Source organism: Streptomyces sp. NBC_01260, assembly GCF_036226405.1.
Lineage (GTDB): Bacteria > Actinomycetota > Actinomycetes > Streptomycetales > Streptomycetaceae > Streptomyces > Streptomyces laculatispora.
Genome location: NZ_CP108464.1, coordinates 6,658,673 through 6,680,498 on the forward strand (window position 1 = coordinate 6,658,673; position 21,826 = coordinate 6,680,498).

22 protein-coding genes are annotated in these 21,826 nt (G+C 72.4%); 13 read left to right on the plus strand and 9 right to left on the minus strand.

Annotation, left to right across the window (positions count from 1 at the left end):
• Position 1 precedes the first annotated feature (1 nt).
• On the plus strand, positions 2-451 hold the full coding sequence (locus tag OG322_RS29660; protein WP_123469223.1) for a hypothetical protein: 450 nt from the start codon (positions 2-4) through the stop codon (positions 449-451).
• Positions 452-617: 166 nt separating this feature from the next.
• Here the strand turns inward: OG322_RS29660 and OG322_RS29665 are convergent, their stop codons facing one another.
• On the minus strand, positions 618-1,736 hold the full coding sequence (locus tag OG322_RS29665) for a DUF7847 domain-containing protein (protein WP_329307224.1): 1,119 nt from the start codon (positions 1,734-1,736) through the stop codon (positions 618-620).
• 108 nt (positions 1,737-1,844) lie between these two features.
• Here OG322_RS29665 and OG322_RS29670 point away from each other — a divergent pair, with 108 nt between their 5' ends.
• Positions 1,845-2,165, plus strand: a complete 321-nt coding sequence (locus OG322_RS29670) for a DMT family transporter (protein WP_123469222.1) — start codon at positions 1,845-1,847, stop codon at positions 2,163-2,165.
• On the plus strand, positions 2,165-2,701 hold the full coding sequence (locus OG322_RS29675; RefSeq protein WP_329307225.1) for a TetR/AcrR family transcriptional regulator: 537 nt from the start codon (positions 2,165-2,167) through the stop codon (positions 2,699-2,701). The genes OG322_RS29670 and OG322_RS29675 overlap by 1 nt, the downstream gene beginning before the upstream one ends.
• 163 nt (positions 2,702-2,864) lie before the next feature.
• On the opposite strand, the gene OG322_RS29680 is transcribed toward OG322_RS29675, so the two are convergent.
• Positions 2,865-3,530, minus strand: coding sequence for a tyrosine-protein phosphatase (locus OG322_RS29680; RefSeq protein ID WP_241199926.1), 666 nt, complete (start codon positions 3,528-3,530; stop codon positions 2,865-2,867).
• 97 nt (positions 3,531-3,627) lie between these two features.
• A complete protein-coding gene (locus OG322_RS29685; RefSeq protein WP_123469216.1) occupies positions 3,628-4,530 on the minus strand; it encodes a winged helix-turn-helix transcriptional regulator in 903 nt (300 codons plus the stop codon).
• Positions 4,531-4,634: 104 nt separating this feature from the next.
• Here OG322_RS29685 and OG322_RS29690 point away from each other — a divergent pair, with 104 nt between their 5' ends.
• Positions 4,635-5,870, plus strand: coding sequence for an MFS transporter (locus OG322_RS29690; RefSeq protein ID WP_123469851.1), 1,236 nt, complete (start codon positions 4,635-4,637; stop codon positions 5,868-5,870).
• 228 nt (positions 5,871-6,098) lie between these two features.
• Positions 6,099-7,088, plus strand: a complete 990-nt coding sequence (dapD, locus tag OG322_RS29695; RefSeq protein ID WP_124283788.1) for a 2,3,4,5-tetrahydropyridine-2,6-dicarboxylate N-succinyltransferase — start codon at positions 6,099-6,101, stop codon at positions 7,086-7,088.
• Here the strand turns inward: dapD and dapA are convergent.
• The gene (gene dapA, locus OG322_RS29700) at positions 7,085-7,978 is read right to left on the minus strand and encodes a 4-hydroxy-tetrahydrodipicolinate synthase (protein ID WP_123469849.1); all 894 of its coding nucleotides are present in this window, start codon (positions 7,976-7,978) and stop codon (positions 7,085-7,087) included. The two genes, dapD and dapA, sit on opposite strands and share 4 nt — an antisense overlap.
• Positions 7,979-8,118: 140 nt before the next feature.
• Between dapA and OG322_RS29705 the strand changes: the two genes are divergently transcribed.
• Positions 8,119-8,787, plus strand: coding sequence for a DUF4232 domain-containing protein (locus OG322_RS29705; protein WP_123469212.1), 669 nt, complete (start codon positions 8,119-8,121; stop codon positions 8,785-8,787).
• Positions 8,788-8,830: 43 nt separating this feature from the next.
• Here the strand turns inward: OG322_RS29705 and OG322_RS29710 are convergent, their stop codons facing one another.
• Positions 8,831-9,949, minus strand: coding sequence for a lipid II:glycine glycyltransferase FemX (locus tag OG322_RS29710; RefSeq protein ID WP_329307226.1), 1,119 nt, complete (start codon positions 9,947-9,949; stop codon positions 8,831-8,833).
• A gap of 135 nt (positions 9,950-10,084) precedes the next feature.
• Between OG322_RS29710 and OG322_RS29715 the strand changes: the two genes are divergently transcribed.
• The 4 genes from OG322_RS29715 (at position 10,085) to OG322_RS29730 (ending at position 14,652) form a co-directional block, all read left to right on the plus strand.
• Positions 10,085-10,801, plus strand: a complete 717-nt coding sequence (locus OG322_RS29715; protein WP_123469208.1) for an antibiotic biosynthesis monooxygenase — start codon at positions 10,085-10,087, stop codon at positions 10,799-10,801.
• 178 nt (positions 10,802-10,979) lie between these two features.
• On the plus strand, positions 10,980-12,467 hold the full coding sequence (locus OG322_RS29720; protein ID WP_329307227.1) for a hypothetical protein: 1,488 nt from the start codon (positions 10,980-10,982) through the stop codon (positions 12,465-12,467).
• A gap of 156 nt (positions 12,468-12,623) precedes the next feature.
• On the plus strand, positions 12,624-14,102 hold the full coding sequence (locus tag OG322_RS29725; RefSeq protein WP_329307228.1) for an alkaline phosphatase PhoX: 1,479 nt from the start codon (positions 12,624-12,626) through the stop codon (positions 14,100-14,102).
• Between the two features lie 319 nt (positions 14,103-14,421).
• A complete protein-coding gene (locus OG322_RS29730) occupies positions 14,422-14,652 on the plus strand; it encodes a hypothetical protein (protein ID WP_037711258.1) in 231 nt (76 codons plus the stop codon).
• A gap of 128 nt (positions 14,653-14,780) precedes the next feature.
• Here the strand turns inward: OG322_RS29730 and OG322_RS29735 are convergent, their stop codons facing one another.
• From OG322_RS29735 to OG322_RS29745, 3 genes are all read right to left on the minus strand, one after another.
• Positions 14,781-15,989: a TerD family protein gene (locus OG322_RS29735; protein ID WP_329307229.1), complete on the minus strand. Its 1,209-nt coding sequence runs from the start codon at positions 15,987-15,989 to the stop codon at positions 14,781-14,783.
• Between the two features lie 111 nt (positions 15,990-16,100).
• Complete coding sequence (locus OG322_RS29740; protein WP_124283784.1) at positions 16,101-16,319, minus strand: hypothetical protein; 219 nt, start codon at positions 16,317-16,319, stop codon at positions 16,101-16,103.
• Positions 16,320-16,370: 51 nt separating this feature from the next.
• Positions 16,371-17,180 carry an NAD-dependent epimerase/dehydratase family protein gene (locus tag OG322_RS29745; protein WP_329307230.1) on the minus strand — a complete coding sequence of 270 codons (810 nt, stop codon included), beginning with the start codon at positions 17,178-17,180 and terminating at the stop codon, positions 16,371-16,373.
• Between the two features lie 331 nt (positions 17,181-17,511).
• Between OG322_RS29745 and OG322_RS29750 the strand changes: the two genes are divergently transcribed.
• On the plus strand, positions 17,512-18,492 hold the full coding sequence (locus tag OG322_RS29750; protein WP_124283782.1) for a 5-dehydro-4-deoxyglucarate dehydratase: 981 nt from the start codon (positions 17,512-17,514) through the stop codon (positions 18,490-18,492).
• Positions 18,489-19,667, plus strand: a complete 1,179-nt coding sequence (locus OG322_RS29755; RefSeq protein ID WP_124283781.1) for a hypothetical protein — start codon at positions 18,489-18,491, stop codon at positions 19,665-19,667. Before OG322_RS29750 ends, OG322_RS29755 begins: the two co-directional genes overlap by 4 nt.
• Here OG322_RS29755 and OG322_RS29760 read toward each other — a convergent pair.
• On the minus strand, positions 19,650-20,882 hold the full coding sequence (locus OG322_RS29760) for an MFS transporter (protein WP_123469847.1): 1,233 nt from the start codon (positions 20,880-20,882) through the stop codon (positions 19,650-19,652). The two genes, OG322_RS29755 and OG322_RS29760, sit on opposite strands and share 18 nt — an antisense overlap.
• A gap of 265 nt (positions 20,883-21,147) precedes the next feature.
• Here OG322_RS29760 and OG322_RS29765 point away from each other — a divergent pair, with 265 nt between their 5' ends.
• Positions 21,148-21,804, plus strand: coding sequence for a GntR family transcriptional regulator (locus OG322_RS29765; protein WP_123469194.1), 657 nt, complete (start codon positions 21,148-21,150; stop codon positions 21,802-21,804).
• Positions 21,805-21,826: the final 22 nt, after the last annotated feature.

Consider the following 21,826-nt stretch of genomic DNA (forward strand, 5'->3'; position numbering starts at 1 on the left):
TATGCGCCGTGCCCTTCTCGCCCCACTGCTGGTGGTGGCCCTGACCGGATGCTCGGTCTTCGGCCAGGACACACCCTGCCGGCAGGCCGACGCGGACTCGCAGGTGTCCGCTGTGTGGCGGCCCGCCGACTTCGGCGGCCGGGATGAGGTGAAGATCCGGCTGTGCGTGGACGACAGCTGCGAGGAGAAGGCATCGGGCAACCCCGATGACCCGTTCACCTCGCTGACGGTCCGGCTCCCCGACGACGTGGGCGCGACCACCGTGCCGGTACGGCTCACCGTTACCTCCGCGAAGAGCGGTGACACGGTCGTCGAGGACAGCACCCGGGCCAAGCTGACGGAGCAGCACCCCAATGGCACCTCCTGCCCGCCCACAGCATGGACGGCGACGTTCCGTGCCCACCCCGAAAAGGGCCTCAGCTCCCCCAAGGGAATGAAGCTCCAGGGCTGAGCCCCCGCGCAAAGCGCCCGCCCCCCCGGCACGACCGGAAGGGGCGGGCGCTTTGCGTCGAGCCCCGGGACGTGTTCCGGGTTCGGGTCGTGTCGGCCGGAGGCTGCGGACGCGAGGACGCCCCTGCGGGGCCTGAACCCCGGTGCCTGCCCGGTGGGAGAAGGCCTCAGCCCGTGTACTGCGGCGGTACCGCGGCGGCCTCGGCGAGGACCGGGCCCAGGTTCTCGGTGCGGATGCGGCGGTCCACGTACAGCAGTCCGGTCACCAGCGGCGGGAAGGTGGCCACGATCAGCTGGCTGACCAGCTGACCGATCATCATGACCACCAGATAGCCGCTCATGGCGACGATGATCGAGGCCGGGTTCGGGTCGTCGCCCAGGTTCGCCGAGCCGAGCATGCCCGAGAACATGCCGATGAACGAGAACGGCAGCTGGATCAGATAGCTCGCGACCCCCGCGATGGCGCCTGCCAGCAGGCTGATCCCGAAGATCCGCCACCAGTCGCCGCGCACCAGCGCGGACGAGCGGCGCATCGCCGCGATGGGGCCCTGGTTCTCGAAGACCACGGCCGAGGGCGCCAGGCTGAACTTCACCCAGAGCCAGACCGCCAGCGGTGCCGTCACCATGGCGCCGACGATGCCGATGACGACCAGCGCGATCGAGGCGCCGCCGTCCATGGCGATCGCGCCGATCATGAGGGCGATGATCCCGGCCCAGGCGAGCAGGAGCGGGATCATCGCGATCGCCCAGGTCAGGAAGACCGTTCCGATCACGGCGGGCACCCGTGCCCAGGCCCGGCGCCAGACCGCGGAGAAGGTGGTCGGCCGGCCCAGCACCGCTTCCTGGAGGACCGCGGGTACGGCCGCGTACATCAGGGCCGTGGAGAGCACGGCCGCGATCAGGCACACCAGCGCGATCGAGCAGAGGGCGATCACCACCGGTACCCAGTCATCGGTCCTGGGGTCCTCGTCGGAGCCGAGCGAGAACATCCGGTCCAGATGGCCCGAGGTCGCGGAGTAACCGATCGCGAGCGCCGCCACGACCACGGCCAACGCCCCGCCGTACACGGCCGCGCCGATGCCGAACAGCTGCTTGCCGTGACGGCCCACGGTGGAGAACGCGCCGTTGAATATGTCCCCGAGCCTCAGCGGCCCCAGGGGTATCACCCCGGGCTTGGGCGGCATCCAGCCGCCGCCCCAGCCGCCCCAACCGGGCGGCCCTCCGGGAGGCCCCCCGTACGGCGCGCCTCCGTACGGCCCGCCGCCCCACCCTGCGTCCTGCGCCACTTCTGCTCCGTCTGTCAGCCGATCATGTACATGGACGGACCACGGTAGCGCCCCCGGTGCCCGGGTGACCCCGGGCCTTCGCTGCCATCGATGCGTACACTCGTACACATGGGATATGGACTGCTGGCCGCGGCCATCGCGGCGGAGGTGGCCGGGACGACCGCCATGAAGTACAGCGAGGGGTTCACCCGGCTCTGGCCCTCGCTCATCACCGTCGTCGGCTATCTGCTCGCCTTCTCGCTGCTCGCCCAGACCCTCAAGACCATGTCGATGGGCACCGCCTACGCGATCTGGGCCGGGATCGGCACCGCCGCCGTCGCCGTCATCGGGATGCTGTTCATGGGGGAGTCCGGCAACCTGGTCAAGGTCGCGGGCATCGTGCTGGTCATCGCCGGTGTGGTGGTGCTCAACCTGGGCGGTGCGCACTGATGGCGCGGCGGTACGACCCCGAGCGGCGCGCCCGGATCATCGACGCGGCGATCCGGGTGGTCGGTGCCAAGGGCATCGCCGGGCTCAGCCACCGCTCCGTCGCCGCCGAGGCCGATGTGCCGCTCGGTTCGACGACGTATCACTTCGCCTCACTGGACGAGCTGCTGACCGCCGCGCTCCGCCGGTCGAACGAGAACTTCGCCGGGCTCATGCGCGAGAGCCCGGCCCTCGCCGACCCGGCCGCCGACCTCGCGGCCGAACTCGCCCGGCTGCTGGGGGAGTTCTTCGGTGGTGGCCGCGGCCGGGCGGAGCTGGAGTACGAGCTCTACCTCGCCGCCCTGCGCAGGCCCGCGCTGCGGCCGGTCGCCGCCGAGTGGACCGACGACACGGCCGGGCTCCTCGCGGCACGCACCGGTCCGGCCACCGCGCGGGCACTGGTCGCGCTGATGGACGGAATCTGCCTCCAGGTCCTGCTCACCGGCGGGGTCTACGACGAGGCGTACGCACGGGAGATGCTGGGTCGGATCGTCGGCTGAGCGGACGCGGCCGGGGCGGTGCGCTGCCGACGGGCGCTGCTGTCGGCAGCGGCCGGGCGGGAGGCTTGCCGTCCCCGCCTGACCACAAGAGCGCCGGGGTCCGGCACAGGGCCCGGAAGAGCAAGGCGGGGCTGTGCGTCACCCCGACCGGCGTCGGCGTCCGTCACCCCGACGTCCTTGCCGCCAGTCGGAACAGTGCCCTGAGTTCCGACTCCTCGGCGCCGTGCGCGACGAGATAGCCGGGGACGGAGCCATGGTGGCTGCGGATCCAGACCAGGGCTCTCCGGAGATGGGTGGCAGCGACCGACCGGGTGCCGTGAGCCGATCCGGACGACGACACCGGGCCGGTCAGGCTCAACTCCGCGTTCGAGCGCAGGAAGTCCTGGGTGACCTCGGCTTCGGACGCCCCCAGCAACGTCTGGAGAACCGCGACCACGACGCCGGTACGGTCTTTCCCCGAGGCACAGTGGACCAGAACGGGCGGACCGTCGGCCGCGAGGAGACGACGGACGACCGCAACCACGGACCGCCCGGCGTGCTCGGCCATGGACGGATACAGCTCCAACTGGTCGTCCGGCCAGGCCTGCTCGGCGAACACCGGGGCATGCAGGAGCTCGAAGCCGAGGCCGTGAAGCGCGTCAGGCCTGGCCGCGACCTCAGGGGTGCTCCGCAGGTCCACGACAGTGCGCACACCGAGACCGGCCAGAGACCGCGCGTCCTGCGCCGACAACTCGTGCAGCGCGCCGGAGCGGTAGAGCACGCCCCGCCGGAGGGGCCCCACACCACCCGCGTCCCGGAAGTTCTTCACTCCGCTCATACCGGCTCGCACAGCACTGTCTCCATCCGATCAACGATCGCGTCGCCACGGTCCGCCCACATCAACGGGGCACGCCTTTCACGCCCGGCGAGCGTTCCCCGTCACTGCTTCAGCCGGCCGCCCCGGCCGTTCCCGCTCCCGCCGCGGCCCGGACCACCGCCAGCGCCGCCCGCACGCTCTGTTCGATGTCGGTGATCGGGTACAGCGCCTCGCGGACCGTGCGGTCCCGGTCCACCACCAGCGTCAGCCGCTTCAGTCGGCTGATGCCCGCCGCCCGGAACGTCGGCAGCCGCAGCGCCGCCGTCAGTTCCAGTCCGGCGTCCGACAGGAGCGGGAAGCGCAGCCGCTCCGCCTCCGCGAACGCCCGCTGCTCGTCCGGGCGCTGGGTGGAGACGCCGTGCACCGTCGCGCCCGCCGCGGTGAACTCGGCCAGCTGGTCGCGGTAGGTGCACGATTCGAGGGTGCAGCCCCGCGCGCCGGGGATACCGGCCCAGTCCGGCGGATAGGACTCCTGGCGGGCGTAGGCGCCGGGGAAGAAGTACAGGACGGTGTACGGGGTGTCGGCGACCGGGTCGTGCTCGCCCCCGGTGTGGAACGGCAGGCTCAGCTCCGGCACCCGGGTGCCCACCAGCGCGTGCACCCGTGCGGCCTCGTGCGAGGACTCCTGTGTGGTGGCCATGGTCGCTCCGTCTCCCGTCACCCAGGCGTCGCCCCAGTCCTGGAGCGCGATCAGCACCGGCAGCAGGGCGCGGCCGCGCGGGGTCAGCCGGTACTCGTACCGGGCGGGCCGCTCCTGGTACGGCTCCCGGGACAGCACGTCCGCGTCGACCAGCAGCCGCAGCCGCTCCGTCAGGACCTTGCGGGACACGCCCAGCTCGTGCTGGAGCGCGTCGAAACGGTGCACCCCCCGCGCCGTGTCCCGCACGATCAGCAGGGTCCACCAGTCTCCGACCACATCGAGCGCCTGGGCGATCGCGCAGTCGGCGTCGGCCAGGCTGGTGCGCTGGGGCATGGGTTCCTCCGTCACGTCGGACGGCCATTCAACTGGATTGACCTGCGGAAAGCATGCTGCCATAGTCCGTTCCCAAAGGGAACTCGCTGGGGAGGGTGTTCGGGATGGGGATGGTGCGGGGTGTGCCGCGCACGGTGCGGCTGCTGGCCCTCGGCGCGTTCTTCAACGGGGTGGTGAGCTTCACCTTCGTCTATCTCTTCGTCTACCTGACCGGCCAGCGCGGACTGTCCGTCGCCCAGGCCGGGGTGCTCAGCGGCATCGGCGGCGCCGGGCTGGTCGCGGGCAATTTCACCGGCGGCTGGTTCGGCGACCGGTACGGGCACCGCCGGATGCTGCTGCTCGGCGCCTGTGTGAGCGGGGCCGTGCTCGTCACCCTCCCGCTGCTGCCCCTCGCGGCGCTGTACTGCGTTCTCCCGCTCGCGGAGTACGCGAGCGGAGTGGTGCGCGCCGCGAACTCCGCGCTCGTCGCGGTCTCCGTCCCCGAGGGCGGCCGGCGCCAGAGCTTCGCCCTCACCCGCTTCGCGGGCAACGGGGGCTTCGCCCTCGGACCGCCGCTCGGCGCGCTGATCGCCGCCCGCTTCTCGTACGACTGGCTCTTCGTCATCGACGGCGTCGGCACCCTGCTGTACGCCGGGTACGCGGCACGCATCCTCCCCTCCCGGGGCACCGCGCACTCCCGGCCCGTGCGCGGCCCGGACGCCCCCGGGCTGTGGAGCGAACTGCGGGCCAGGCCCGCGGTACCGGTGCTCCTCGCCGCGATCGTCTGCGTCGACCTCGTCTACCGGCAGCAGTACTCGACCCTTCCCGTCTTCCTCGCCGACCACGGCCACGGCACCCAGTTCTACGGCTGGCTCATCGCCGTCAACGGCGGCGTCATCCTCTGTCTCGAACTCCCCGCCGCCCACGCGCTGCGCGACCGGGCGCCGCTCGGCATCGTGGGCGTCGGACTGCTGCTGGTCGGGACCGGGTACGCGCTGCTGATCCCCGGCGCGGGGGCGCCGTTCGCCGTCATGATGATGCTCTCGCTGACCCTGGGCGAGATCCTCTACAAGACCCCGGCCACGGCCTACGTCGCCGACCAGGCGCCCGCCCATGCCCAGGGCCGCTTCCAGAGCCTGTACGCGGGCGCCTCCATCAGCGGACAGGTGCTGGCACCGCCCCTGGGCGGCGCCCTCTACACCACCGCGCCCGCGCTGCTCTGGCCCGCCTGCGCGGTGCTGGCCTGCGGCGCCGGAGTGGCCGTGCTCGCGGCCCGGCGGCTGCGGGAACCCGTGAAACCGCTTCGGGCGACCGGAGGTGACATGCCCCGTGCGGAGACGGAGGCGGCGGAGTCACGGTGACCCGGACCACCGGGGGATGAGGCCCGGCTGTCGTCAGCCGGCCTCCGGCCCGGCTCGGGACTCCGACGCCGTACGGGGGGACACGGGGGTGCTCCCCGTACGGCGGTCCTCCGGGACGGGGCCGGTCCGCGCGGGTCGCGGGCCGGCCCCCGGATGCCCGGGGGCCGCGACGCCCGGACGCTGAGACCGGTTCGCCGGGGCGGCCCCCGGCCGGTTAGGTTTCTGGTCATGACCGACACGACTTCCACCCGTACCTCCGGCGCCGTGGCCGCCGGCCTCGCCACCATCGCCGGCGACGGTTCCGTTCTCGACACCTGGTTCCCCGCCCCCGAGCTCACCGCCGAGCCCGGCCCGGCCGGAACCGAGCGGCTCACCCCCGACCGTGCCGTCAACCTGCTCGGTGAGGGCGCCGCCAAGGCCATCGGAGTGGATGCCCGCCGCGGGGTCGAGGTCGTCGCCGTGCGTACGGTCATCGCCTCGCTCGACGACAAGCCGCTCGATACGCACGACGTGTACCTGCGGCTGCACCTGCTCTCGCACCGCCTCGTCCAGCCGCACGGCCAGAACCTGGACGGCATCTTCGGTTTCCTCACCAACGTGGCCTGGACCTCGCTCGGCCCGGTCGCCGTCGACGACCTGGAGAAGGTGCGGCTGAACGCCCGCGCCGAGGGCCTGCACCTCCAGGTCACCTCGGTCGACAAGTTCCCGCGCATGACCGACTACGTCGCACCGAAGGGCGTCCGGATCGCCGACGCCGACCGGGTGCGGCTCGGCGCGCACCTCGCCTCCGGCACCACCGTCATGCACGAGGGATTCGTCAACTTCAACGCCGGCACCCTCGGCACCTCCATGGTCGAGGGCCGCATCTCCGCGGGCGTCGTCGTGGGCAACGGCTCCGACATCGGCGGCGGCGCGTCCACGATGGGCACCCTCTCCGGCGGCGGCAAGGAGCGCATCGTGATCGGCGAGCGCTGCCTGGTCGGCGCGGAGGCCGGTGTCGGGATCGCGCTGGGCGACGAGTGTGTCGTCGAGGCCGGTCTGTACGTCACCGCCGGTACCCGGGTCACCCTGCCGGACGGTCAGGTCGTCAAGGCGCGCGAGCTCTCCGGCGCCTCGAACATCCTCTTCCGCCGCAACTCGGTGACCGGCACCGTCGAGGCCCGCCCGAACAACGCGGTCTGGGACGGCCTCAACGACGTCCTGCACAGCAACGACTAACATACGGCGAGCAGTTCCTCGTACGCCCTTCGCAGCCCGTCGGCCGCCTCGCGCCCGGCGGGCTGCAGCGGTTCCCGGACCGGGCCCGCGTCCAGCAGCGCCTTCGCGGTCACCGTGCCGGGCAGCCCGGACGCCATCATCAGCCCGACGAGCGGCGCCAGGAGCCCGTTCAGCCGCGCCGCCCCGGCGGTGTCCCCGGCGTCGAACGCGTCCAGCACGGCCCGCAGCGGGCGGGGCGCCACGTTGGCGACGGTACTGACGTAGCCCGCGCCGCCCACCGCGTACAGCGGCAGATTCAGCTCCTCGCAGCCCGAGTAGTACCCGAGCGCGGTGGCGGCGATCACCCTCGTCGCGCCCAGCAGGTCCTGCGAGCAGTCCTTCACCGCCACGACACGCGGGTGCTCGGCCAGTCGCAGCACCGTCTCCGGTTCGATGCGGGTGCCGGTGCGGCCGGGGATGTCGTACAGCATCAGCGGGAGGCCGGTGGACTCGGCGACCCGCAGGAAGTGCGCCTCGACGGCGGCCTGCGGCGGCCGGCTGTAGTACGGGGTCACGACCAGCAGGCCGTCGGCGCCCGCTCGTTCCGCCTGCCGGGCCAGCTCCACGGTGTGCCGGGTGTCGGCGCTGCCGACGCCCGCGACCACCGGCACCTGCGCGCCCACCGCTTCCCGCACCGCGCGCAGCAACGCGGCCTTCTCGGCGTCCGAGGTGGTCGGGGACTCGCCGGTGGTACCGCTGAGCACCAGGCCGTCGCAGCCGTCCGCGACCAGTGCCGCGGCGTGCCCGGCGGCCGCGTCCGGATCGAGGGCGCCGTCGGCGGTGAACGGAGTGACCAGGGCGCACAGGGCGCGGCCGAAGGGGCGCGGGCGGGATGCTGCAGGAGGCGTCATGTCCGAAGTGTCCGCCCCCGGACCGTGAAGGTCCACTTAGTTCCTCTCCGGACGAAGCTGAAGCAACGCTCAACAATTCCGTGCTCTGGCATGATCGGCCGCACATTGCGGCGGGCCGACGTGGGGGCGGATGCATGGGCATGCGGGCACTGAGGAGGACAGGGATACGCGGACCTGTCCGGGCGGTTCTGATCGTGGCCGGAGCACTCACCCTGTCCGGGTGCGCGGGATTCCTCGTGCCGGCGGGGGAGGGGGAGGCGGGCCCCAGCCCGTCGCACACGGCATCCGCGGGGGTGCGCGCGAGCACGCCGTCCCCCCTGGACATCGCCTCCGGGCCCGCCGAGCGTCCGGGGGCGCCCGTCCGCCCGGCCCCGGCGCCCTCCGCCACCGGCTGCCCGGACTCGGGCCTCGTCGTGGCCATGGGCCCCGTGGAGGCCGCCCTCGGCCACCGTGCCGTCGGGCTCACCCTGACCAACTGCGGCAGCAAGCCCACCCGGGTCGACGGCTACCCCTCCGTCCAGGCCATCGACGAGAACGGTGACGCGCTGCCGGTGAAGGTGAACCCGGGCTCGTCGTACTTCGGCAACGACAAGGGCCCCGAAGAGGTCATGCTGGCCCCCGGGAAGACCATGCGCTCGCTCCTGGTCTGGGTCTCCACCCCGACCGGCGGCGACCTGATCGAGGGCGACGCGCTGGAGATCGCCCCGGCGCCCGGTCTGGAGGCGCGTACCTTCCCGCTGGAGGGCAGCGACGTACGACTGCTCGACGAGTTCAACATGACGGGCTGGCGCACCTCGCCGCCCGAGTGAGGGGCTGCGGCCGAAGCCCGGCCCGGCACGGTGGCCCCGGACGTCAGCGGCGGGACATGTACAGGCCGAAGGCCTTGTGCAGCAGCTTGTTGACCGGGTAGTCCCACTCACCGACGTACTCGGCGGCCAGGCCACCGGTGCCCGCCTTGAAGCGCAGCAGGCCCATCAGGTGGTTGCTCTCGTCGAGGGTGTCGGTGATGCCGCGCAGGTCGTAGACGGCCGCGCCCCGCGCGTGCGCGTCGCTCATCATCCGCCACTGGATCGCGTTGTTGGGCTGCACCTCGCGCCTGCGGCTGGTGGAGGCGCCGTAGGAGTACCAGACGTGCGTCCCGACCGTCAGCATCGTCGCAGCGGAGAGGACCTCCCCGTCGTGGTGGGCGAGGTACAGCCGCATCCGCTCGGGATCCTCGGCGCGCAGCGCCGTCCACATGCGCTGGAAGTAGCCGAGCGGGCGGGGGATGAAGCGGTCGCGTTCGGCCGTCTCGCGGTACAGCTCGTAGAAGGCCGGAAGGTCGTCGTGGCCGCCCTCGACCACCTTGACGCCTGCCTTCTCCGCTTTCTTGATGTTGCGCCGCCACTGCTGGTTCAGTCCGCCGCGGATCTCCTCCAGCGACCGCCCGGCGAACGGCACCTGGAAGACGTACCGGGGCTGTCCGGCGCTGAAGCCCTCCGTGCCCCCGTCCTCGCCCTGCTGCCAGCCCAGTCGGCGCAGCTGGGCCACCAGCTCGGCGGCCCCCGGCTCGCTGACGTCCGGCTCGACGTCGCGCAGCCTGCGCGCGGCCGGATCCCCGATGGCGTCCTTGACGGTCTGCGCCTCCCAGCGGCGGGCGATCACGGGCGGGCCCATCCGCAGCGTGAACGCGCCCCGCGCCTTGACATGGGCCACCAGCGGATCCAGCCAGGGGCGCAGATCGCCCTCGTGCCACGGGATGACCGGACCCTCCGGCAGGTAGGCCAGATACCGCTTCAGCCGGGGGATCGGCCGGTACAGGACCAGCGCGGCGCCGACGATCTCCCCGGCCTCGGACCAGCCGATGCTCTCCGCGCGCCAGTCGGGCTTCACCTCGCCCCACGAGGGGACCTGCATATGGCTCGCGGAACCCCGTCCCGCGACAAACGCCAGGTGCTGTTCGCGCGTGATGACCTCGACCCGCAGCGACATGAGGTACTCCGTTCGTTGTCCGATTCGTCAGCCTAACGACGAAAGCGCGGGCCGCAGTTGACCTCAAGCGCACTTGACGTAACAGGGTGGCCGTCACAGGCGCACCGCAGGGGAGCGCCGGTGAGGGGAACAGTCATGAGCGTCGAATTCGTGTCCCGGCCCGATTTCACCCGAGCGGACGCGGGGATCGTCAAGGTCAGCACCTGGGACGTCGGCACACCGGAGCGGCAGCGGCAGGCCGTCGAGGCCATCCGGGACACGTGGGCAGGCCGCCAGTGGCCGCAGCCGGGGCCGCTCTCCTACACCGTCCACGCGGGGGAGGACGGGAAGACGCTCCTCCACTACTCGCAGTGGAAGGACGAGGAGAGCCACCTGGCCTTCGTCCGCGGCGGCCGGGACGCGCGCAACGACGCTATCGACGCGGCCGTGCCGGGGATCGAGCGAATCGGGATTCATACGTACGAGCTCTACCGGTCCTCGCGGCTCGGCGGGCCGGACGCGCGGGAGCCCGGGTGCGTCGTGATCGTCGACGTCGAGTTCGAGGGAGCGGACAAGGCCCGCCAACGCGACTGGGTCGACGGTGTGTTCGAGGCGCTGGGGACGGACCCGGCGCCCGCACCGGGCGGTATCGGCGCGCACTTCCATGTGAGCACCGACGGAACCCGGGTGCTCAATTACGCGGAATGGGTGAGCACACAGGCCCATGCCGACGCGCTGGCCGGACCCGGGGACGGGGTCGGGTCGCGGACACCGCAGTGGGAGCGGGTGCAGACCTACCCCGGGGTGACCGGCGGCGGAGTGCACCGCTACACCCCCGCGCTCAGTCTGCGGCCGGGGGGCCAGGGGCGGTAATCGTGCAGGTCCGTGCGCCGGTTGCCGGGGCTCCGCGGGCGGGCCGCGGCGGACCTGCCCGGGTACCGGGCGGCGTGGGACGAAATACGTCTACGCTTGGGCCGCCTGTCCCCGTACGCGCCCGGAGCCATGGCCCCGGCGACGCGTACGCCCCGTACGTTGCTAGGAGAACCCCCTGATGTCCGCAGAGCGCCCCACCCTGCCGCCGGTACGGCTGCACACCGAGGCCGAGCTGGCACGGGACGCGCTTGCCGCGCCGCTGCTCGCCCGCGCCGTCCGGCTCGCCCGCTGGGCCGGGCCCGGCACCAGGGTGGGCGCCGGCGGCGAGCTCGTCGAAGCGCAGCTGCCCGCGGCGGCCGCGCACCTCGGCCTCACCGCGGACGAGGACGGTGCGGCGGAGGCCAGCGAGGCCTGGCGGCTCGCCGTCGACACCGGGCTCGTCGAGGTCGAGGACCCGGCGGACGAAGAGGCGGACTCGGGTACGGAGGACGGCCAGGGCGAGGAGGCGGAGGGCACCGTCACCGCGGGCGAGAACCTGGCGCTGCTGACCGGCGGATCACCGCAGGACGTCCTGGCGATCTGGCTCGACGGCCTGGAGGCCGCCCACGCCGATGCCACCGCCCCCTTCTTCGACGACTTCGCCGACCTCGTCGGCGAGGACGGGTCGATCGACTTCGACGCCCTGGACTGGGACCCGGAGACCGAGGCCGAGTTCCTCGACGGCGTGCTCGGCAACCTCTACCTGCTCACGGTCTCCGACAGCGCCGCGGGCGACGCGCCCGTACCGCTGCCCGCACTCGCCGCGTCGATGATCGTGCCCGACGACATGGGCGAGCCCACCGACGACATCCTGGAGCAGGTGTCGGACGCGATGATGCGCCTCGACGACCAGTTCCGGGTGCTGGAGCCCATCGGCATCGTCGAGTACCAGCCGGTGGACGAGGCGCTGCTGGCCGAGGAGGGCGAGGACGCCACCCCGCCCGCCGACGACGACGACGTCACCCGGTACGGGATGGTGAAGCTGACCCCGCTCGGCCTGTACGGCATCCGGGCCAGGATGCTGGACGCGGGTGTGGAGGCCCCGGCGATCGGGGACCTCGTCGACAAGAGCGCCGACGCGCTCCTCGGCGGTATCGCGTACTACCCCGAGGACGCGGCCCGCAGCGAGGTCGAGCTGTGGCTCGCCCGGCGCGGCGCCGGCGGTGCCGCCGCCGAGCTCCTGGACGCGGCCCGCGGCGAGGACCCGCAGGCACCGCTGCGCCGCCTGCACTGCCAGCAGGCGCTCGCCCTGGTCGGCGCGGAGGCGGAGCCCGCCGTGCGCGCCGTGCTCGACGACGCGGAGCTGGGCGGCCTCGCCCGGGTCTGGCTCGCGGAGCTGGGCGCCGCCGACGTGCCCGCGCCCCCGGAGCCGATGATCTTCTGGCTCGCCGTCGACACGATCGCGGCGCAGCTGGAGGCGGACGGCGATCTGGACGAGCTCCAGGGCCTGGTCGAGGGGCTGTCCGGCCAGCACAGCGGCTTCTTCGACGAGGTGTGGCGGGTGGACCACCCGGCGACGGCGGATGTCCTTGAGGCGATGGGCCGGCTGCACAGCGACAAGAAGCTGGCGAAGGACGCCCGCAAGGCCGCCTTCAAGGCCCGGTCGCGGAGCGGCTCGGCCCGCTGAGACGGGCGGGGACGGGCGGCGGGGCGGGGCCGCCCCGCCGCCGGTGATGTTCACGGAACGCATTCCCTGGAAGTCGTCCTCAGTTCAACTGGTGTTGGCGCCGGCGCGGGACGGTGATCCCGCCAACAATCGCCCCAGCTGCACCAGGAGTACGTGATGGCCTTCACGCGCAGGGAATTCACCAGACAGTCCGCCCTCACCGGTGCCGGCATCGCCCTCACCGGAACCGTCGCCGCGCTGGCCACCGCGCCCGGCGCCCTCGCCGCCGGGGACTCGAAGCACGGCCACGACGACCACGGCCACGGTCACGACGGACACGGCCACGGTCACAGCCACGAGCCCGGCTACGGGGCACTGCTCCCCGACCCGAAGGGCATACTCGCGCTGCCCGCCGGATTCTCGTACAAGATCATCACCCACAGCGGTGTCACCAAGCTGGAGACCGGCGAGTACACCCCCTCCAACCACGACGGCACGGCCGCCTTCGAGGGCGCGCGCGGCGTCACCCTGCTGGTGAACAACCACGAGCTGGCCGGCGTCCGCGCCGACTGGGAGCACCCGGTCCCGCTCACCGACGGTCTCGTCTACGACGCGGTCGCGGGCGGCGGCTGCACCGTCGTGGAGACCCGCCGCGACGGCCGCACCGCCGAATGGGTCGGCATCGCCGGCACCTCCACCAACTGCGCCGGTGGCGCCACCCCGTGGGGCACCTGGCTCACCTGCGAGGAGACCGAGGACAAGGCCGGCAAGAACGGCCTGCTCAAGGACCACGGCTACGTCTTCGAGGTCGACCCGTACGACAAGCGCGCCAACCGCGACCCGCGCCCGATCAAGGCGTTCGGCCGGTACGCCCACGAGGCCGTCGTCATCGACCCCAAGCAGGGCCACGCCTACCTCACCGAGGACGCGTCCGGCCCCAACGGACTGCTCTACCGCTGGGTTCCGCCGCACGGCTTCAGGCACGGCCGCGGCAAGCTGCGCACGCTCGCCGCCGACGCCGGTGTCCTCCAGGCCACCAAGTGCTTCGACCGGAGCGGCAAGTTCGTCGACGACCTCTCGCGCGCCACGAAGATCGGCACGGTCTACGGCGTGGACTGGGTCGACGTCCCCGACCGTGACGCCAGGACCGTCTCGGTGCGCAAGCAGTTCGGCGACAAGGACGTCACCCGGGCCCGCAAGCTCGAAGGCATGTGGTGGGGCGACGGCGGTGCCTACATCGTCTCCTCGTTCGCCCGCGGCGAGAGCCCGGTCCAGCACGACGGCCAGGTCTGGTTCTACGACCCGAAGCGCCGCACGCTGACGCTGAAGGTGCTTCTCGGCGTCAACGCCGACCCCTCCGTGGACGGTGCCTTCGACGGCCCGGACAACATCACCGTCTCGCCGTACGGCGGCCTCGTGATCGCCGAGGACGGCGAGGGCGTCCAGCACCTGTTCGGGGCCACCGAGAGCGGCCGCACCTACCCCATCGCGCGCAACGAGCTGAACGCCGGGACCGAGGAGGACCCGGAGTACAGCGAGTTCACCGGAGTCACGTTCTCGCCCGACGGGAAGACGCTGTTCGCCAACATCCAGACGCCGGGGATCATGCTGGCCATCACCGGCCCCTGGAAGCGTCAGCCGCGGCACGAGAAGTAATTCGTACGAGTGATCCGGGTCGGGTCGCGCCCGTGTCACCCGGAAGCGGGACGTGGCGGCGTGGCACCGGCCTGCGGGGGCGGCCCGGTGCGGTCCGTCGCCACGGGCCGGTGCGCCGCGGCGGGCACGCCCCGCGAAAAGCGATAACCGCCACACCGCCGGGGCCTTTCGGACGCCGGGCTTCGGGGCGGTGCCCTTGCCGGAAGCGGGGTGGGAGGCCGGCCGGCGGCGGAATCCCTGATTACGAATCCGGCATCAGTGGGGCCCCAGGAGCGGTCGGGCATGGCGTCGGGCGTTTCCAGGGCGCATACTCAAGGTAATGAAACAGTCAGCCGGATCCCGGCGTCACCTGCCTTCCAGTCCCTTCAACCGCCCGGCCCAGGCGGCCCCACCGGTCGAATTGTTCGATGTGGGCGACAGGGTGTCGCACGACCAGTTCGGACTCGGCCGAGTCCTTGCTGTCGAGGGCGACAACGACGCAGTGCTCATCGACTTCTCGGGGCGACAGGGGAGGATCCTGAGCCCGTACTCCAAGCTGACCAAGCTCTGAGAGAAGCGACGAGCACGCGCCGCGTCCGACGTGTCCGCCGTATCCCTCTCGCAGACGGCCTTCAGGGGCACCCGCAACCAGCCGGGTGCCCCTGAAGCCGTTGCGCCGGTGGCCGGCGCGACCGGGCCCTAGAGCGACTGGGCGGCGGGCTTGACCATGCCCCGGACGGTGCGCGACTTCACGAAGTCGCCCACCGCGGTCATCTCCCACTCGCCGGAGAACTGCTTGATCAGCTTGGCCATGATCACGCCGGTCTGCGGCTCGGCGCCCGTCAGGTCGAAGCGGACCAGCTCGTCGCCGGTGGCCGCGTCGATCAGCCGGCAGTAGGCCTTGGCCACCTCGGTGAACTTCTGGCCGGTGAACGAGTTGACCGTGAAGACCAGACCGGTCGCCTCCGCCGGAATCCGGCCCAGATCGACGACGATCACCTCGTCGTCCCCGGCGCCCTCGCCCGTGAGGTTGTCGCCCGAGTGCTTGATGGCGCCGTTCAGGATGGAGAGCTTGCCGAAGTAGCAGCTGTCCAGGTGGTTGCGGTTCGGGCCGTAGGCGATCACCGACGCGTCCAGGTCGATGTCCTTGCCCCGGAACGCGGGCTCCCAGCCGAGGCCCATCTTGACCTGGGAGAGCAGTGGCCGGCCGCCCTTGACCAGCGACACCGTCTGGTTCTTCTGCAGGCTGACCCGGCCCTTGTCCAGGTTGATCCGGCCGGGGGCCGGGGGCGCCGGAGGGGCGACGGGCGGGGCCGGCGGGGCGACCGGCGCCGGAGGGGCGGAGAGCCGCGGGTCCACCGGGGCGGCGGCGGTCACCGGGGGTGCCACCGGGGCGGGCGCGGGCTCGTCCTCGACCGAGACGCCGAAGTCGGTGGCGATGCCCGCCAGCCCGTTGGCGTAGCCCTGGCCGACCGCGCGGGCCTTCCAGGCGCCGCCCCGCCGGTAGATCTCGATGACCACGAGCGCGGTCTCGGCGCCCAGCCGGGGCGGGGTGAAGGTGGCGAGCGCACTGCCGTCGTCCGCGTTGCGCACGGTGGCGCTGGGCTCGATGCCCTGGAAGGTCTGACCCGCTCCGTCCGGGCTCGCGGTGACGACGATCTTCTCGATGCCGGGCGGCACGGCAGCGGTGTCGACCACGATCGCGTCGGGTGCGCTGCCGCCGCCGGAGCGGTAGGTCACGCCGGGGCCCGCGGGCTGGTTGTAGAAGATGAAGTCGTCGTCGGAGCGCACCTTGCCGTCGGCGGTGAGCAGCAGGCCCGACACGTCGAGCCGCACCGGAGCGGCGACGTCCACCGCCACGCGGGGGGCGGAGAGAGGGATGTTCGAGCCGGGTGTCATAGCGGTCATGCACGGGGTAACGAATGACCCGGCTTTGCCGTTCCCTTACCTTTGGGCGGCTTCGCCCGTACGGCGGCAGCGCAGCCCCCACCCGGGTATGTCAGCTCATGTCAGCTCATGTCAACGGTTTCTGGGGTGGTCGCGCGCGGTGCGCTCGTTGCCGTGCTTGTACGCACCGGTCCAGCGGGCCATCACCAGCTGTGCGTCGCCCGCCCCCACCTCCGCCAGGAACGTCTCCGCCCGGCCGCCGCGCAGGGTGCCCGCGGGGCGGCCGTGGTGGGTGAGGGTGACGCTGTCGTCGCCGTGCCGCTGGTACCGGAATCCGGAAGGTCTCGCCATGAGCGCATCATGCCTGACCCGGCCCGGTGCGAGGGCGGCCTTTTTCCGCGCTCAGTACGGCCAGATCGGCGCGTTGGTGCAGAAGTGGCCGCCGAGGTGGGCGTGGTCCGGGTTGTCCGGGTCGAGCTCGCCCTGTTCGGCGATGAGCTTCGCCGCGTACGGCTCCGAGTCGTCCCTCGGCTCGTAGCCGAGCGAGCGGGCCGAGGTCAGGTCCCACCACAGCCGGGTGTTGTCGGAGGAGCCGTGGATGACGGTGTGCCCCACGTTCTCGGCGGTGAGCGCGGCGTCGAAGAGCCGGGCGCCGTCGCCGGGGCTCATCCAGACCGAGAGCATCCGTACGGATGTCGGCTCCGGGAAGCAGGAACCGATGCGCACGGAGACGGTCTCCAGGCCGTGCCGGTCCCAGTAGAGCTGGGCGAGATCCTCACCGAAGGACTTGGAGAGGCCGTAGAAGGTGTCCGGCCGGCGCGGGGTTCCGATCGGAATCAGCGGGTCGCCGGGGAGGGGGCGGGGGGTGAATCCGACGGCGTGGTTGGAGGAGGCGAAGACGATCCGCCGCACGCCCTCCGCGAGAGCGGCCTCGTAGAGGTTGTACGTGCCCTCGATGTTCGCCCGGAGGATCTTGTCGAACGAGGCTTCCAGGGAGATGCCCGCAAGGTGGATGATCGCGTCGACGCCCCGCACGGCCTCGCGCAGTGCCTCCTTGTCGCCGAGGTCGGCGGTGATCGCGTCCGGCTCGCCCTCGATGGGAACCATGTCGAAGAGCCGGAGCGCGTAGCCGTGGGCGGGCAGCAGTCCGCGCATCAGGGTGCCGAGGCCGCCGGCGGCGCCGGTGAGCAGGACGGTGCGGGGAGCGGGCATACGCGGATCTCCTCGGTGCTTACGCGCGGCGGGCACGCGCGAAACGGTCGCGCCGTACGTGCGGAACGTACATGAAACCCGTCAAATCCATGGATGACATTCACATGCATGGACAAGCTAAGAAGTGATGCGCCGGTGCGTCAAGTGTCGCGCACGGCTTGGGCGCGGCTCACCGGGAGTGCCGAACTCCGCCTCGATCGGATCGCGGCGAACCGACGGGTCGCGGGTACTCGTCTTGACCTGCGCCGAGGGGCTGCTTTAGCGTGAGGGCGTTCATAAATATGGACGTCGATCAGAATTGTGTACGCCTGAACCTGCTCAGGGAGCGCCCGTGACCTCAGCCCCACTCGCCGCCCGACTCACCGCTGTCGCCGGGCCGCTCTTCTTCCCCGTCACCGCCTACGGACCCGACGGCTCCGTCGACCTCGATGCCTTCCGCGCGCATGTGCGCAAGGGCATCGACGCCGGTGCGGCGGCCGTCTTCGCCTGCTGCGGCACGGGTGAGTTCCACGCCCTGACGCCCGAGGAGTTCCGGCTCGTCGTCGCCGCGGCGGTCGAGGAGACCGCAGGCCAGGTGCCCGTCGTGGCGGGCGCCGGATACGGCACCGCCCTCGCGGTCCAGTTCGCGAAGCTCGCCGAGGAGGCGGGCGCGGACGGGCTCCTCGCCATGCCTCCGTACCTGGTCGTGGCCGACCAGGAGGGGCTGCTGGCCCACTACACGGCACTCGCCGCCGCCACCGGCCTGGAGACGATCGTCTACCAGCGCGACAACGCCGTCTTCACCCCGCAGACCGTTCTCGCCCTGGCGCGGACGCCGGGGATCATCGGCCTCAAGGACGGCTACGGCGACCTCGATCTGATGCAGCGGATCGTCAGCGCCGTCCGCACCGGACTGCCCGGCCGGGACTTCCTGTACTTCAACGGGCTGCCCACCGCCGAGCTCACCGGCCTCGCCTACCGGGGCATCGGCGTCACGCTCTACTCCTCCGCCGTCTTCGCCTTCGCGCCCGATATCGCGCTGGCCTTCTACCGGGCCCTCGAAGCCGGCGACGACGACCTCGTCAACGCGCTGCTCGACCACTTCTACCGGCCGCTCGTCGAACTGCGGGCCAAGGGCCGCGGTTACGCGGTCTCGCTGGTCAAGGCGGCCGTCCGGCTCCAGGGCCTGGAGGTGGGCGAGGTGCGCAGCCCGCTCACCGAGCCGCCGGCCGCGCACATCGAGGAGCTGACCGGGATCATCGCGAGCGGCCGCGCGCTGCTGGAGCGGAGCGGCGACGAGCCCGGCGGCAGCGGCACCGGGGAGCGCGGGTGAGGACCTCCGCCTTCCTGTACCCCTGGGACGTCGTCGGGGACCCGGACGCGGCCGCCCGCGTCGCCGACCTCGGCGTGCAGCAGGTGACGCTCGCCTCCGCCTACCACTCCACCCGGGCGCTGACCCCGCGCCACCCGGGCCACCGCATCGTCACGGCCGAGCACGCCGCGGTGCTCTACCCGCCGGACGCCGCACGGTGGGCGGGGCGCGCGCTGCGTCCCCGCGCGCAGTCCTGGGTGGCCTCGGACGATCCCTACGCCGAGGCCGCCGAGGCCCTGGCCGGCGCGGGTCTCCAGGTGCACAGCTGGGTGGTCCTCGCGCACAACTCCCGGCTGGGCGCCGAGCACCCGGACACCTCCGTGGTCAACGCCTACGGCGACCGCTACCCGTGGGCCCCCTGCATCGCGCAGCCCGCGGTCCGCGCCCATCTGGTGGACCTGGCGGCGGAGGCGGCGGTACGCGGCGGTACGCACGGCACCGAGCTGGAGTCCTGCGGCTGGTACGGCTTCGCGCATCTGCACGCCCACGACAAGATCGCGGGCGTCGCTCTCGGCGACGCGGCGCAGTACCTGATGTCGCTCTGCTTCTGCCCCGGCTGCCGGACCGGGTACGCCGGTCAGGGGCTGGACGCCGATGAGCTGGGCCGGGCGGTACGCCGGGCGCTGGAGCCGGCCTGGTCCGGTGCGGGCTCCCCGGAGGCCGGCTGGTCCGGTGTCGAGAAGCTCCTCGGCGCGGGTCCCGCCGCCGCCACCCTCCAGTGGCGCGCCGCAGTGGCCCGCGGGCTCCAGGAGTCGGTGGTCGCCGCGGTGCGGGCGGCCGCGGCGCCGGAGTTCCAGGTGCTGCTGCACGCCGACCCCGCGCCGTACCGCTCCGGTGCGAACGTGGGCGTGGACCCGGAGCACATCCTGTCCGTGGCGGACGGCGTGGTGCTGCCCTGCACCGGCGCCGACGCGGCGCGCGAGGCCGTGCTCGGCCCGTTCGCCGGCCGCGAGGGTGTGCTCGCGGCCAACCTCACCGTGGTGCGGGGGATGGGCGGCAGCCCGGACACCCTGGAGCGCGACGCCGGGCACGCGGCCTCGCTCGGCGCGAACCAACTGCGGCTGTACCACGCGGGCCTGGCCTCCGGCCCGGACCTGGAAGCCGTGGCCGAAGCGCTCTCACGCCTCGGCCGATGAGGAACGCGGGCCGGCGGCGGTGTGCGTCAGCACCCCTCGCCGGCCCGTGACCAGGGCCACCGCGGCCGCCAGCGCCACCGCGCCCACCAGCGGCAGCAGCACCTGGACGTCCACCAGCGCGACCAGTCCCGCGCCGAGCGCCAGCGCCACGGCGTTGGGCGCCATCATCAGCGTGTTGGCGGTCGCGGCCGTGCGGCCGAGCAGCGCGTCCGGGGTCTCCCGCTGCACCGCCGTCATCGCGGCGATCAGCACGCACGGCAGCCCGGCCCCGATCAGGCCGCACGCCAGCAGCGCCACCGTGTCGTACGGCACCGCCCGCAGACCCACCGCCACCCCGAACAGGGCGATTCCCGCCGCCGTGAACACTCGTTCCGGCAGCCGCCGCAGCAACGGTCCGGCCAGCAGCCCGACCGCGACGGACCCGACGCCCTGCGCCACGGAGAGCACACCCGCGTACGCCGGGGAGTGCCCGAGTGTCCCGTCCACGACGGCGTACAGCGTCGCCCCGTTGAGCCCGGCGCACAGCATCGTGACCGATCCGGCGAGCACCAGTGGACGCAAGCGCGGCGACCCCCACACCTGCCGCATCCCGGCGGTCCACCCGCCCGCCCCGTCCTCGGCCACCGCCGGGACGGGCCGCCGTACCCGCAGCAGTCCGTAGAGCCCGGCGGCCAGCGCGAAGGAGACCGCGTCCAGCAGGGCCACCGAGGCGCCGCCGAAGCGCGCGCAGAGCGCGGCGCCGGTCAGCGGGGCCACCAGTTTCATGCCCTCGTTCGCCATCATCCGCAGGCCGTTGAAGTCCCCCAGCAGCCGGGCGTCCACGGCCCCCGCGACCAGCGCCGACTCCGCCGGGTCCATCAGCACGAAGCTCGTCCCGTACAGCGCCAGCACCGTGAACAGGAGCCAGATCCGCCCTGCCGAGTCCACCGTGGTCAGGGTGGTCAGCAGCAGGGCCATCACGACGTTCGACCAGACCAGCAACGGCTTCCTGGGCAACCGGTCGGCCACCGCCCCGAGGACCGGCCCGAAGAGCACCGGCATCCAGACGGTGAACAGGGCGAGCGCCGCCAGACTGTCCGAACCCGTCAGCGACTTGACCCAGATCCCGGCCGCCAGCGACATCGCCGAGCTGCCGAACCCGGAGACGACGACCGCTGCCAGGAACAGCCCGGCCGTCCGGTCCCGCAGTACCCGCCCCGCCGCCGACCCCGCCATCGTGCCCACCGAACCTCCCTGACCTGCACGTGTGTTGTGCGGTCAGGCTGGCCGCTAAGGCCCGCGCGGGGCATCGGGAAGATGCCGTAGGCGGCCTGGCGGGGCGGCCCGGTGCCGCGATCCGTGTACGGCACACGTCGTAGTCCGGCGAAGTTCTTCTGCCAGAAGCGTTGACGAAACATTCATGGCGCCTCTAGCTTCATCGCGTCGTACTTCGTACGTCATATATGAGACGCGATACGCGAGATGCGAGAGCCCTTCACCCATGACCTTTGCGCCCACCCCGATTCCGTCCCGCACCCAGTACGTGCTGGAGGCGATCAAGCACGCGATCCTCACGGCGCAGCTGAGACCAGGGCAGGCGCTCGTCGAGACCGAGCTCGCCGCACAGTTCGGGGTCTCCAAGACCCCCGTCCGTGAGGCGCTCAAGACCCTCGCCGGTACCGGGCTCGTCGTCATGAGCCAGTACAAGGGCGCGATCGTGCGGCTGGTCGACGCGACGATGGCCAGGGAGGTGTACGACGTGCGGCTGCTGCTCGAACCGGAGGCGCTGCGCCGCTCCATCTCCCGCAAGGCCTCGCTCGACGCGGCCCAGGAGGCCCTGGAGCGGGCCGACTCGGCCGGCGACAAGGCGGACAGGTCGCTCGCCAACCGGGACTTCCACCGGGCGCTCTACCTGCCCTGCGGCAACCCCCTGCTGGCGCGGATGCTCGACGAGGTCCGCGACCAGGCGGCCCTCGTGTCGACCGTCGCCTGGGCGACCGTCCCGTCCTGGGAACGGGAGGCGGCCGAGCACCGGGAGATCCTGCGGCTCGCGCTCGCCGACGACGCGGACGCCGCGGCCGGGGCCCTGCACGAACACATCGCGTCGTTCGTCCGCCGCGCGTTCCCCGACGACGAAGACGGGGGCGGCGCGGCGTGAACCACCAGCACACCGACGAAAG